At 58.7% G+C, this 12,649-nt stretch carries 10 protein-coding genes; 6 read left to right on the top strand and 4 right to left on the bottom strand.

Features of this window, described 5'->3' with window-relative positions; genetic code table 11:
* The first annotated feature begins 68 nt into the window (after nucleotides 1-68).
* Complete coding sequence (locus tag FJ988_RS19385) at nucleotides 69-950, top strand: SDR family oxidoreductase (RefSeq protein ID WP_140819948.1); 882 nt, start codon at nucleotides 69-71, stop codon at nucleotides 948-950.
* A gap of 552 nt (nucleotides 951-1,502) precedes the next feature.
* On the opposite strand, the gene FJ988_RS19380 is transcribed toward FJ988_RS19385, so the two are convergent.
* The 4 genes from FJ988_RS19380 to FJ988_RS19365 form a co-directional block, all read right to left on the bottom strand.
* On the bottom strand, nucleotides 1,503-2,294 hold the full coding sequence (locus FJ988_RS19380) for an SDR family oxidoreductase (RefSeq protein WP_140819947.1): 792 nt from the start codon (nucleotides 2,292-2,294) through the stop codon (nucleotides 1,503-1,505).
* A gap of 39 nt (nucleotides 2,295-2,333) precedes the next feature.
* The gene (locus tag FJ988_RS19375; RefSeq protein ID WP_140819946.1) at nucleotides 2,334-3,263 is read right to left on the bottom strand and encodes a LysR family transcriptional regulator; all 930 of its coding nucleotides are present in this window, start codon (nucleotides 3,261-3,263) and stop codon (nucleotides 2,334-2,336) included.
* Between the two features lie 78 nt (nucleotides 3,264-3,341).
* The gene (locus FJ988_RS19370; protein WP_210242776.1) at nucleotides 3,342-5,357 is read right to left on the bottom strand and encodes an ABC transporter permease; all 2,016 of its coding nucleotides are present in this window, start codon (nucleotides 5,355-5,357) and stop codon (nucleotides 3,342-3,344) included.
* A 114-nt stretch (nucleotides 5,358-5,471) separates the two neighbouring features.
* Nucleotides 5,472-6,602, bottom strand: a complete 1,131-nt coding sequence (locus tag FJ988_RS19365; RefSeq protein ID WP_246688594.1) for a sugar ABC transporter substrate-binding protein — start codon at nucleotides 6,600-6,602, stop codon at nucleotides 5,472-5,474.
* Nucleotides 6,603-6,946: 344 nt separating this feature from the next.
* Between FJ988_RS19365 and FJ988_RS19360 the strand changes: the two genes are divergently transcribed.
* From FJ988_RS19360 to FJ988_RS19340, 5 genes are all read left to right on the top strand, one after another.
* Nucleotides 6,947-8,323 (top strand): NAD(P)H-dependent oxidoreductase, encoded by a 1,377-nt coding sequence (locus FJ988_RS19360; protein WP_140819945.1) that lies wholly within the window; start codon nucleotides 6,947-6,949, stop codon nucleotides 8,321-8,323.
* 30 nt (nucleotides 8,324-8,353) lie between these two features.
* Nucleotides 8,354-9,949, top strand: coding sequence for a sugar ABC transporter ATP-binding protein (locus FJ988_RS19355; RefSeq protein ID WP_140819944.1), 1,596 nt, complete (start codon nucleotides 8,354-8,356; stop codon nucleotides 9,947-9,949).
* Nucleotides 9,950-9,977: 28 nt separating this feature from the next.
* The gene (locus tag FJ988_RS19350; RefSeq protein ID WP_140819943.1) at nucleotides 9,978-10,853 is read left to right on the top strand and encodes an SMP-30/gluconolactonase/LRE family protein; all 876 of its coding nucleotides are present in this window, start codon (nucleotides 9,978-9,980) and stop codon (nucleotides 10,851-10,853) included.
* 190 nt (nucleotides 10,854-11,043) lie between these two features.
* Nucleotides 11,044-11,976 (top strand): 3-keto-5-aminohexanoate cleavage protein, encoded by a 933-nt coding sequence (locus FJ988_RS19345; RefSeq protein ID WP_140819942.1) that lies wholly within the window; start codon nucleotides 11,044-11,046, stop codon nucleotides 11,974-11,976.
* A 44-nt stretch (nucleotides 11,977-12,020) separates the two neighbouring features.
* The gene (locus FJ988_RS19340; RefSeq protein ID WP_140819941.1) at nucleotides 12,021-12,545 is read left to right on the top strand and encodes a gamma carbonic anhydrase family protein; all 525 of its coding nucleotides are present in this window, start codon (nucleotides 12,021-12,023) and stop codon (nucleotides 12,543-12,545) included.
* The last annotated feature ends 104 nt before the right edge of the window (nucleotides 12,546-12,649 follow it).

The following is a 12,649-nucleotide window of genomic DNA, read 5'->3' as shown; positions in this document are numbered from 1 at the left end:
CATCTATTGAATCATATTTGGATCACTAATTTTGGAGACGTCAATCACGACAAATCAGGAGATATCGCATGACCATCCTCGTTACAGGCGCCACCGGCCGTGTCGGCCGCCATGTCGTCGACCAACTCGTCCAGCGCGGCGCCAAGGTGCGCGTCCTCACCCGCGATCCGTCCAAGGCCACGTTCCCGACCGGCGTGGAAATCGCGCAGGGCGAACTGCTCGACATCGATGCGCTGCGCAACGCCTTCAACGGCGTCCGCACCCTGTTTCTGCTCAATGCGGTCACCGGTGACGAATTCACCCAGGCCATCATCACCCTGAACATCGCTCGGGAATCGGGCGTCGAGCGGGTGGTCTACCTGTCGGTGTTCAACGCCGATCACGCCGTGAACGTGCCGCACTTCGCGGTGAAGTCAGGCGCCGAGCGCATGCTCGAGCAGATGGGCTTCAGCGCCACGATCCTGCGCCCGTCCTACTTCATCGACAATGAGGTGATGACCAAGGACGTGATCTTCAATTACGGCGTCTATCCGATGCCGATCGGCGGCAAGGGTGTCGCCATGGTCGACGCCCGCGACATCGCGGAGGTCGCGGCGATCGAATTGATCCGTCGCGACCAGGCCCCGGGCAAGCTGCCGATAGAGACGATCAATCTGGTCGGGCCCGACACGCTGACCGGTTCGGACGTGGCCGCGATCTGGTCGCAGGTCCTCGGTCGCGTGGTCGCCTATGGCGGCGATGAACCTAGCGGGTTCGAACAGACCATGGCGGCCTTCATGCCGAAGTGGATGGCCTATGAGATGCGCCTGATGGCCGAGCGCTATGTCGGCGACGGCATGATCCCGGAGCCCGGCGACGTCGAGCGCCTGGCGAATATCCTGGGCCGCCCACTGCATTCCTATCGTGACTTCGCGGCGGGGCTCGCCGCGCAGCAGGACGCGACGGCCTGAGGGCCGGGCCAGGCGGATCGCCCAAATCTGTCTCGGCTTAAGCGCTCTCGTTCAGCACCAACCTTTCGACCTGCCTCTCCACGCGCGCGGCTCGCGCACAGGGGGATCGTACTATGGAAGTCCAATAAAGTTTCTTCCTTCGGCCAACACGGCCGTGGAGAAAACGAGTGGGAAGATCGAGGCCGTTGCTGAGCGGAGCGGTAGGGTCCCGGCGGCCTCAAATGGGGAGGCCGCCGTCTCTCGCCCAAGGTGCGTTCGGCCGCTGGCGTCCAAATGCGGTCGCGCGATCGTCAAGACAGGATGCCTTAGACCCGGCAATCGCTCAGCTCATCATAGAAACTGAGAAGACAACGCAGCCGTGGCGTGGATGGTGCGTGAGGAAGCGCGGGCTTAAATCGTGCAGGTCTCGGACCTTCTTTGTGCTCGGCATCAAGCTGTGCTTGGCCCAAATCGTGTGCCACATCCGCACGCCGACCGAACCAGGATCATTGCGGCCCACGAGTGTGCGAGCGGCGCGGCTCCAAGTTGGATCGGAGGAAAACAACAACGCGCCTAGTCTCCAATGACCACGCGGTAGGATTCGAAATTGCCGCACACACCAATCGATTGGCCAGATATGTGGCGCGCCAGATCCGAACCCAAAAACGCTGCGAGATCGGCAACCTCTTCTGCGTCGATTAACGTCCGCATGGAGACATTCATCAGCGCACGGTTCATGTACTCGTCCAACGTCACACCGCGCGCGGCAGCTTGCTCCGCCATGACGCGAGTCCCTCGCGGCCCCCTTATCATTCCGGGGAGGATCGCATTCACGCGTATGTTGTATTCGCCCAATTCGACTGCCAACGCGTCCGTCAGTCCACGAACCGCATATTTGGACGTGGAGTAGGGTGACCGCAGCGGCATGCCCATCCGTCCCGCCGTAGACGAGATATTGATGATCGCGCCGCCACCTTGCGATTTAAAGATTGGGACTGCGTATTTCGCCGTCAGGAACTGCGATGTAACATTTACATCCAGCGTGCGACGCCAATCGTCTATCGTTATCCGATCCACGCTTTCAGTTGGTCCCGATACGCCCGCGTTGTTCACGACGATCTCGAGGCCGCCGAAGGAGCTCGACATCCGGGAGACGACAGTTGCAACGTCGTCAGGCTTTGATACGTCCGCTTTCACCGCCAGCGCTTCCGGATTTGCGCGCGCGAAGTCGTCCAAGGCAGTCGAGTCGATATCGCAGACGCAAACCCGAGCCCCGCATTCCAAGAAACGGGTGGCGATGGCCCGTCCAATTCCCGACGCGCCGGCGGTGACAAGCGCGCGCTTGTTCGTCAAATCAACTTCCATGATTCATTTCCATCGGTTTCTTTTGCGATGACACGGTCGTCATTTATTCGTACTCATCCAGAACGTGCGGCCTACCTTGTGGACCGCGTCCGCGATATAGGCGCTTACCATGCGTATTCGCGCGAGATCCCGCATGTCGGAATGCACGATAAGCCAGTAGGAGCGGACTAGTTTGATCTCGTCCTCGAAAAGCCGCACCAGTGAGGGTTCGCGAGCCGCGATGAAATAGGGCAGGATGCACAACCCGGCTCCGCCGAGCGTCGCAGTCATCTGCGTTATTATGTTCGATATCTTTAGTCTTGGATTGAGTTCACCCGAAACGTTGGGGAGGTAGTCGAGTTCGGGCGTCCAGATCAAATCGGAAATGTATCCGATGAACGGGTGCTCATGAAGCTGGCTGATCTGTTTGATCGATGGGCTGCGTTCCAGATAGGTTTGCGCCGCATAGAGGCCCAGCTCGTAGTCGACCAGCTTGCGACTATGCAGACGTCCTTCCTCCGGTTGCGACATGCTGATCGCTATATCTGCCTCCCTCTTGGAGAGGCTGAATCCACGCGGGTTGGCGACAAGCTCGATCTCCAATTCGGGATGCCGCTTGGTGAGGTTGCCGATGTGGAAGGCCAGGAAGAACGTCCCGAACCCCTCCGGCATGCCCACCCGGACGGAACCTGCAAGACTGAGCCCCTCGTCGACCAGGCTACCATATGCCCCGATCGCCAAGCTTTCCATCGCCTCGGCTTGGGAAACCAATCGTTCTCCAGCCATCGTCAGCACATAGCCGGACGGACCGCGATCGAAAAGGCGAACCCGCAATGCTGCTTCAAGCCGGCCGACTCGTCGACTTAATGTCGAGTGATCGACCCCTATCCGCTTTGCCGCAGCCGTCAGCTTTCCGCTGCGCACTATCGCGAGAAATGCCTGGAGGTCGTTCCAGTCGAAATCGGGATGGCTTTCGGAAGGGCGGTTCATGCGATCTAGGAAGTTCCGTCTTGGGGCGTTGCAATTTGGAGTCTCAGGTCTTCATTTCGAGGGGAATCATCTGAAGGGCTAGGCGTCTCGAAGCGTTACCACGGCGGCAAGCATGACCGCCCCGAAGACAATCTGGCGAGTGGCCTCGGGAAGAGAACTGCTCGCAAGGACCGTCTGTAGGGCCGTGAGCAACAGTACCCCTCCGACCATGCCGATATATTTTCCCCTGGCACCGGTGATAAGTGTCCCGCCGACAACAATCGCGGCGACCGAAGAAAGCAGGTACTCGTCTCCCATCCCGAGACTGGCCTGGCCAATGAAGCCCGCCAGGAGTATTCCAACAAGGGCGGAGCACACGCCGCTCAGAACGTAAGCGGACGCAATTGTAACGCCGACATTGACGCCCGCTAGCCTCGCTACGCGGACACTGTTTCCGACCGCGTAGATTCGCCGACCGAAAACGGTCTGCCCGAGAAGGACTACGCCGAACAGAACGAACAAAATTAACAGCCACGACACAGGAGAGAAACCGAGAACCCGCCCCGTCATGATCCAGTGCACGAATTCAGGGGACATGCCGGACGGAGTGCCGTTGCAGTACAACAGCGCCACGCCTTGAAGAATTCCATTCATCGCGAGAGTAACGACTATCGCCGGAAGCCTGAGCCCGACTACTCCGAAGCCGTTTAGCATGCCTATGGCGGCGCCAACCAGCAGAACTGCTGGGATCGCCCAGATCGTCGATGCGGCATCGCCTTGCGTCCAATCGGTGAAAAGCAAGCCGCTCAAACAGATCGCCCACGGCAGAGAAAGGTCCAGACCGCCTGTCAGCACAACGGTGCCCTGGCCGAGCGCCAGTATGATCAGAAAGGAGGCGAGAGTGATCTGGGAATTGAGGTACGAAAGGCCGACATGGCCGTAGAGTCCCGCTTGGATGGCTATGATGATCCCAAGGCAGACGAATGCGGGCATGGTATAGCGCAGCACGTCAGCGTTGCGTTGGAAAAAGCCAGGGAGGCCGTGCACCTTGTCCGAGCGAGGTATCACCGATATTTCCTGGTTTTTGGCCGGCCGTCGCCGGCCCCAGATCGAGGCCAGGTCCAACCAGTTCGTGCGAGGCAGGTCAGAACTCGAATGTCCGGAAGCGGCAAAGATTAGGATCAGTCCTTCGGCAATCGTGGCATAGTACGAGGAGAAATTGAATACGAGAAGAACATTCACGATTAGGATCAGAACGTACGCGCCTACAGCCGATCCCACGCAGCCGCCACGCCCACCGCCCAGCCGCGTTCCGCCGATAACGACAGCGGCGAAAACCTGCAGCAATAGCGGTGCTCCGATCAACGGATCGCCAGACGCCGTCTGAGCCGTGAGGAATACCCCTGCCGCGCCGTACGCGGTACCGGCCAGCGCATAGGCCGTGAAAGTCACGAACCGAACATTTATGCCCCGTTGGCCCGCGGCATCGCGGTCGCTGCCAACGGCATAGATGTACGTGCCAAAACGCGTGTTCTTCAGCAGCGCCCAGCCGACGAGTGCAAGTGAGACGATCACAAGAGGCATGGGCAGGCTTCCGTCAAAAAGCGAGCCGAGAAAGAACTGGCTGAAGGGGGCCGGCACGTTGCCACCTGGTTTGTCGAGCACCAGAAGCGCGAGTCCCTGGGCGACGAACATCGTCGACAGTGTGGCGACAACGGGTTGAACCCTCAGATACGCAACGACAAGGCCATTTGCAGCTCCGAAGAACGTGCCGATAAGAAGACCGGCAATGACCCAAGAGACACTGGAAGCCGTCCCCGGCTCGAGGTTGGTGGCAAGGACCACATTCACAAACGAAATGATCGCGCCACCACTAAGGTCGAAGCCGCCAACCAGGACAACAAGCGTCTGCCCAATCGCCGCCAGCGCCAGGCTGGCCCCGCCGGATGCGGTATAAGTAAGGTCCGCCTGAGTGAAGCCCGTCGGAGAAACAAGATCGAGCAGAACCACAAAGATGAACATCACAATCATCGACAGCGCCGGGCCGCGATATACGTCGACCCGGAACCGGCGGAGAGGATTTTTGATGTTGTATAAGTAATGAGTCTGAGCCAACAGAAGCAACTCCTTTAGAGTGCGCCGATGCTAGTGCAGTCGCGTCCGTCTGGAAACATGGACATAGAGGGCGCCAATCTGGCACCCTCTGTCAGGCTTCGTTCGTAGACTATTTTATTCTTCGGGCGAACCGTGAAGCGCGGCAGCCAGACCGATCTCCGGGGTGAGGGACGTATAGATTCCGGACATGAAGCCGGGATCGGTCACTACGGTCGGCTTGAAAACGTTGCAGCCCTCATCCATCTCCTTCCAGGAGCCTGTTTCGCAGATCCGGACTTCACCCATCTTGACGGGCTTGATCGGGACGATTGTGGTCTTGGGAGGGTTCTTTCCGTCGATCACGTCCATCGCCACCTTGAAGGCAATCGCACCCTGAGACGCTGGAACTGAATAAGAAATGCTTGGATACCCCATTGGGCGATAAGTTCCGGACGTGCCTTCGACTTTCGTACCGGAGGGTAGCATCTGTATCCGGTGCCCCTGTGACTGCTCGCCAGCGCAGGGGATCTTCTTGTCGTCAGGTATTCCAGCCTCGTCCTGCATCGATGCAGCCGTGTAACAGCCCACCTGCATCAGGATACCGTCGATCGTCTCCCACGGATGAGCGGCGACGATCTTCGAGAGTGCCGTCCGCGCGCCCTGCTGGCCCCACATTCCATTTGCTTCCGCGACAATCTTGATCTCGGGATAGTTGGCAAAGACTTTTTTGGAGGCAGCGACGCGATCAGAGTCTACCGACGTTCCGGCGACCCCCGTAATCATGACGATGTTTCCCTTACCCTTCAGATAGTCGGCCAGCCACTGGGCACCGACGCGACCGTCCTCGGCCTGGTCAATATGGACGTTGTATGCACAGGGTTCAGTGATCTCGCCATCGTAGGCGACAACAGTTACTCCCTTATCACAAGCCGCCTTCACGGCCTGGTTGAGCGCTGTGGGGGAGATTGGATAGACGATGATCGCCTTTGCCCCAGCTTGGACCATTGCGTTGATCTGCTGGATCTGCTTTTGAGCATTTGGGCCGGCGACTTGGACCTCGAACGTCACTTTTTCTTTGTATTTCTTCGACGCAGCCATCGCACGGATAGTGTTAGCCGCCTCTTCCTGCCACTGATTGCCGACGAAGCTCATGCTGAGGAAAACCTTGATCGGCTCCTCCGCTCTAACAGGCAGCGACAACGTACATAGGCTCACGATTGACAATGCAGCGGCGAGCAGCATTCGAGTGGCCATTTCTCTTCTCATGCTTTCCTCCCTTATGGAATTTTAGTCGCCGCACACAGTGCGACCTTCATTGCCCCAAACAGGAAGCGTTCCGCCGCGAACGGGCTCCCAGCCTCCCATCGGATCCGACTGTAGAAAACAAAAATTTGCACGTCTATTGGCGAAAATGCGAGTCCGCCGTGCATAAATGCCAATACGCCGTGCAAGTTTAACCTCGGTCAGGCCACCGCAAGCAAGCCAAGTTTGGAATTTTGCACAGCCGAGGCGCAAATATCTCCATTGTTGTGCGCTAATGCGCGGTGTTAACAGAGGTTCTGTCGTTTAAGTCGCCAAGGCTAGTGCCGGGGCAATTGCATGAGGATGGCATGAATCTCTACAGCATGTTGCGAGCGAAGGCGGCAGCGGGTCAGGCGGTTCGGGTGGGACTGATCGGTGCGGGCAAGTTCGGCTCGATGTTCCTGTCGCAGGCGAAGACAACCGCGGGGATCCATGTCGTGGGCGTCGCCGACATTTCTCCGCAGCGGGCCCGCGCTTCGTTTGCGAGGGTCGGATGGCCTGAGGAAAAGTATGCGGCGAAGTCGATGATCGACGCCGTCAGCCATGGAACTACTCATATTCTGGATAATGCCGAGGCGCTTATAAGCTTCGACGGCATCGACGTGATCATCGATGCGACCGGCATTCCAGGGGCCGGCGTTCAGCACGCTCTGTGGTGCTGCGAGCATGGACGACATATGGTGATGGTCAACGTCGAGGCGGACGTGCTGGCGGGTCCGTTGCTGGCAAAGAGAGCCGCTTCGGCCGGCATTGTTTATTCCATGGCATATGGCGATCAGCCGGCCTTGATCGCGGAGCTGGTGGATTGGGCCCGGGCCATCGGATTAGAGCCGATTGCGGCAGGCAAGGGCACGAAATATCTGCCTGTCTATTCCTCATCCACTCCCGACACTGTCTGGGATCATTATGGATTTACCAAAGAGCAGCTTGCGGCCGGAGATTTCAATGCCCGCATGTTCAATTCGTTTTTGGACGGAACAAAGTCGGCTCTCGAAATGGCTGCGGTAGCGAACGCGACTGGACTGTCGGTGCCGCGAGACGGGCTGCTGTTCCCGCCCTGTGGTGTCGATGATCTCGCCTCCGTGTTGCGGCCGAGGTCAGAAGGCGGGATTCTCGAAAGCCGGGGCATGGTTGAAGTCGTATCGTCGCTCGAACGCGACGGCCGGCCTGTCTATCGCGACTTGCGATGGGGGGTTTATGTTGTCTTTGACGCTCCCACTGACTATGTGCAACGTTGCTTCTCAGAGTACGGCGTTCGCACGGATTCCTCCGGGCGCTATGCTGCCCTCTACAGGCCTTATCATTTGATCGGGTTGGAGCTCGGCATTTCGGTTGCCAGCGCGGCCCTGCGGCGGGAGCCGACCGGTTCCGTGCGTGAGTTTGCCGGTGATGTTGCCGCCACCGCGAAGCGGAAGTTGTTGGCCGGCGAGAAGCTCGATGGAGAGGGCGGGTACACCGTCGTCGGAAAGGCCCTCCCTGCGCGACATTCGCTCAGCGAGCGGCTTCTTCCCATCGGACTCGCGCACGAGGCAACCCTCGTTCGGGATATCGAGGCGGGCCAACCTGTGAGATGGTCCGATGTGGTGCTTGACGAGGGCCTCCTTGGCGTGCGGGTCCGGCGAGAGATGGAGGCGCAGTATCGCGCCGACTGGGGCCTAGAGAATCCACGGATGGCGGCTTCGTAGAAACCGATGCGCATAGTGGGAAATCAGGGGATGCGGGAAAGGAGTCCGTCGCCGGACGTCGAAGCGATCGCGCTGGACAACATATCGAAGGTTTACGGGGCAACGGTTGCCCTGAGCGGCGCGACGTTCTCGGTGGCGCGCGGCAGCGTTCACGCTCTTCTCGGCGAGAACGGTGCCGGCAAGTCCACAATCGTCAAGATGTTGAGCGGGCTCGTTCAGCCCGATGCGGGCGCCATTCGCATCTTCGGCAAGCAAGAGCACCTCTCCAGCCCCGACAAGGCGCACAGGCTGGGCGTTCAGACGGCATTCCAGGAGCTTGCGGGGTTTCCCGATCTCACTGTGTGGCAAAATCTGCTGATACCGGTTCAGCCTGTTGGTCCTTTTGGGCTGTTGCGGCAAAAGTATGGAAGACGCCTAGTCGAGCAGCGTCTCGCGGAATTGCGCATAGAAGGCGTGTCTCTCGACCGCGAAATGCGGGATTTGGAACTCCCTGTTAGGCAAAAGCTTGAAATCGCTCGCGCATTTCTGCGTGACCCAAGAATTGTGCTTCTCGATGAGCCCACTTCCTCGCTTTCCAGCGCCGACGTCGATTGGCTCGAATGGCTGATTGCGGATCAAAAATCAAAGGGCACGACCGTCGTTTTCATCTCTCACAGAATGGCTGAAGTGCGCATGCTGTGCGGATCGCTAACTGTTCTGCGGGGAGGCAAGAGCGTGGGCTCTTTCTCAACCTCGGCCGTAACGGACGACGAGATTATCGAATTGATCATCGGCCGGGAGTTGGACCGAGCATTTCCACCGAAGGTCAGCTATGCGGCGAAGGCTGTTCCGGCGCTTGAAGTGCGCGACATTTCCGTCGGCAAAATCAAGAATACCTCCTTCTCCCTGGGCCAGGGCGAGATATTGGGCATCGTCGCGCTTCAGGGCATGGGTCAGTTGGACCTCTTCCTGGGGCTGTTCGGCGATATGAAGATCCACTCTGGAGATTTGTTCGTGAAGGGCGAGAAGATCGTTCTCCAGTCGCCCGAGGATGCGATTTCCGCTGGCGTGGGCATCAGTCTGGTTCCAGAAGAGCGCAAGACAGAGGGCCTTTTCCTCAAGCTGGACGGCACCCAGAACGTAAGCCTACCCGTGATCCAGCGTTTCGCGAAGTTCTCGCTTATCAACCGGAGAGCGGAAAAAGAGGCGGTCGGCGATGCGCTGCAGAAGGTTCAGGTTGTCGAGCGGGCCTTGTACACCCAGACGCAGAAGTTCAGCGGTGGAAATCAGCAAAAAATAGTCCTGGCGCGCTGGCTTCTCGCAGGGGGGCCAATTTTACTGCTCTTTGATCCGACGCGGGGCGTCGATGTCGGGACAAAGCACGAAATCTACAACCTGATCAACGAGTATGTGAGGGCCGGCGGTTCCGTCTTGTTTTACTCGACCGAAATCATCGAGGTGGTGAACCTGAGCCATCGAGTGCTCGTAATATACTCCGGCGCGGTCGCTGCGGAACTAGCCGGCGACGAGATCACCGAGGTCGCCATCGTTCGCGCTGCGCTGGGCGGGGGTGCGGATAGCGCGAATGCCTCCGGCGCACCAACTTCGTCGGCTGACAACGCAAACAACTTCGCATCGGCTATCTGACTGCCTACTTGGAAGAGGAACTTACTCGATGCCGGAAATCCGCGTACTCGTAGATTGTCGTACAATCTTGGGTGAAAGCCCGATCTGGGACGTCGATGAAGAGCGGCTTTATTGGATCGACAGCTTTGGTAAGCGAATCTACCGTTCCACGATCACCGGAACCGAGCTGAAGACCTGGGATGTGCCTGGAAAGATCGGGTCCATGGCGCTTCGTGCCCGCGGCGGCGCGATTCTCTCACTCGAATCCGGCTTTCACGCATTCGATCTAGCGACGGGCAAGGCCTCCCCGATCGCCGACCCCGAGGCAGATGTTGCAACCACGCGTTTGAATGACGGAAAGGTCGACCGGCAGGGTAGGTTCGTGGCCGGCTCGATGGATATGGACGAAGCGAACCCTAAGGGATCCCTGTATCGCGTCGACGTCGATCTGAGCATTCACAAGCTTGAAGAGGGCATCGTTTGTTCCAATGGACCTTGCTGGAGTGTCGACGGCAAGACATTTTACTTCGCGGATACATGGGCAGACGAGATCTGCGCGTACGATTACAATACGGACACCGGTTCGATTAGCAACAAGAGGCCTTTTGCCTCTTTCAGGGAGGGCGTTGGCGCTCCCGATGGCGCAACGATTGACGAGGAGGGTTTCCTCTGGAGTGCTGTCGCATATGGCGGCGAGCTTCGGAGATTTGCTCCGGACGGCAGCCTCGACAGGCGCGTTGAGATGCCGGTCCGCAACGTCACGAGCTTGATGTTCGGCGGGCCGAACCTCGACGTGCTCTATGTTACGTCTGCGGCGACGTCGCCACTGGCCCGCTTTCCGGACGACGGTAGGCTCGGAGGTAGCCTTTTCGAGATACGTGGCCTTGGCGTCAGGGGTGTGCCGGAGCGGCGATTCCTCGGCTAGCAAACCGCATGTTGCTGGCGTGGAGGAAGGCGCAGCCGATTTAACGAGCATGATGCTGAAAATCGCTGGCGCGGGGCGTCAGAATAAAAAGAACGTGCGACGCGGCGTGGAGGTGAGATGCCCAAGATTGCGGTCATAAGGACCGGTGCAATAGAGCGGATGAAGCAGTCGAGGAAAGGTAAGCAACGGCATGCCCAGTAGTAACAAAGTCATTATAACGTGCGCCGTGACGGGCGCGATCCATACCCCATCGATGTCTCCCTATTTGCCCGTGACCGCTGACGAAATTGTCACGGCTGCGGTGGAGGCTGCGGAAGCTGGCGCCGCCATCATCCATCTGCACGCACGGGACGAGAAGACGGGCAAGCCGGACCAGTCCCCGGAAGGTTTCAATCGATTTCTGCCCAGGATCAAGCAGCGCACTTCCGCAGTCATCAATCTGACAACGGGCGGCCATCCGTCGATGAAGGTCGAGGAGCGGGTACGGCCTGCGCTCGAGTTTAAGCCCGAGGTCGCATCGCTGAACATGGGATCGATGAACTTCGGCCTCTTTCGAATGTTGGACCGATATAAGAGCTTCCAGCACGAATGGGAAAGAAAGAGCCTCGAAGACAGCTACGATCTGGTGTTCCGCAACAGTTTCAAGGACATCGAGTTCGTCATTCGTGCCTGCTCGGACGCCGGAACAAAATTCGAGTTCGAATGCTACGACACAGCCCACCTCTACACCCTCGCCCACTTCTACGAGCAGGGCCTAGTAAAGCCTCCTCTGTTTGTACAAACCGTATTCGGCATCCTTGGGGGCATAAGCCCCAATCCCGAGGATATCCTTCATCTCAAGCGCACGGCGGATCGACTGTTTGGCGACGACTACAAATGGTCTGTTCTCGGTGCGGGAAGGAATCAGATGCCGGTCGTCGCCATCGGTGCGGCGATGGGCGGCAACGTGCGTGTTGGGCTAGAGGACAGCCTGTGGGACGGGCCCGGAACGCTCGCTAAATCGAGCGCTGCCCAGGTTACACGTGCGCGGCGGATACTTGAAGGCCTTGGCCTGACCGTGGCTTCGGCCGACGAGGCCCGTGAAATGTTGGCCTTGAAGGGCGGTGACGCCGTCAATTTCTGACAGGTGTTGCCGCAGTGACGCTGCTACATGGAAAGGGGCGCAACATGCTGTTCGCGTTAGGAAGTGATGCGCCCCAATTCCATGGAGCGCCGGTCTGGATCGCTCCGGGAGCGTGCATCATCGGACGCGCCCACATCGGCAAGCTTGCCAGTATCTGGTTCAACGCTGTCATCAGAGCAGATAACGAGGTGATCACAATCGGCGATCGCGCTAACGTGCAGGACGGGGCGGTTCTTCACGCGGATCCGGGATATCCCCTTACTATTGGCTCGGACTGCACAGTTGGCCATCGCGCCATCCTTCACGGGTGCACGATTGAGGACCGATGCCTGATCGGAATGGGGTCCACGGTTCTCAACGGGGCTCATATCGGTCACGGTTCGATAGTAGGCGCCAACGCGCTGGTGCCTGAGCGTAAGACGATTCCGCCGTACTCTCTGGTCGTGGGCGTGCCCGGCCGTGTCGTGCGGCAGTTGGGGAGCGAGACCACCAGCTATATTGAGCACCTTGCCTCCGAATATGTCGGCAACGCCGGCAGGTTCGGGGCAGAGATGAGAATGATTGAATGAGCAGGTGCCATGCAGCTGTTGGATATTGAAGAGATACGCCTCGGCAAGTCGAGCGCGGCGTCGAGCTATTCTCGCCTGATTGGCGATGTGCAAAACGGTGTTAG

The organism is Mesorhizobium sp. CU3 (genome assembly GCF_006442965.1).
Classification (GTDB): Bacteria; Pseudomonadota; Alphaproteobacteria; order Rhizobiales; family Rhizobiaceae; genus Mesorhizobium.
This window is presented reverse-complemented; position numbering and strand designations above follow the sequence as displayed.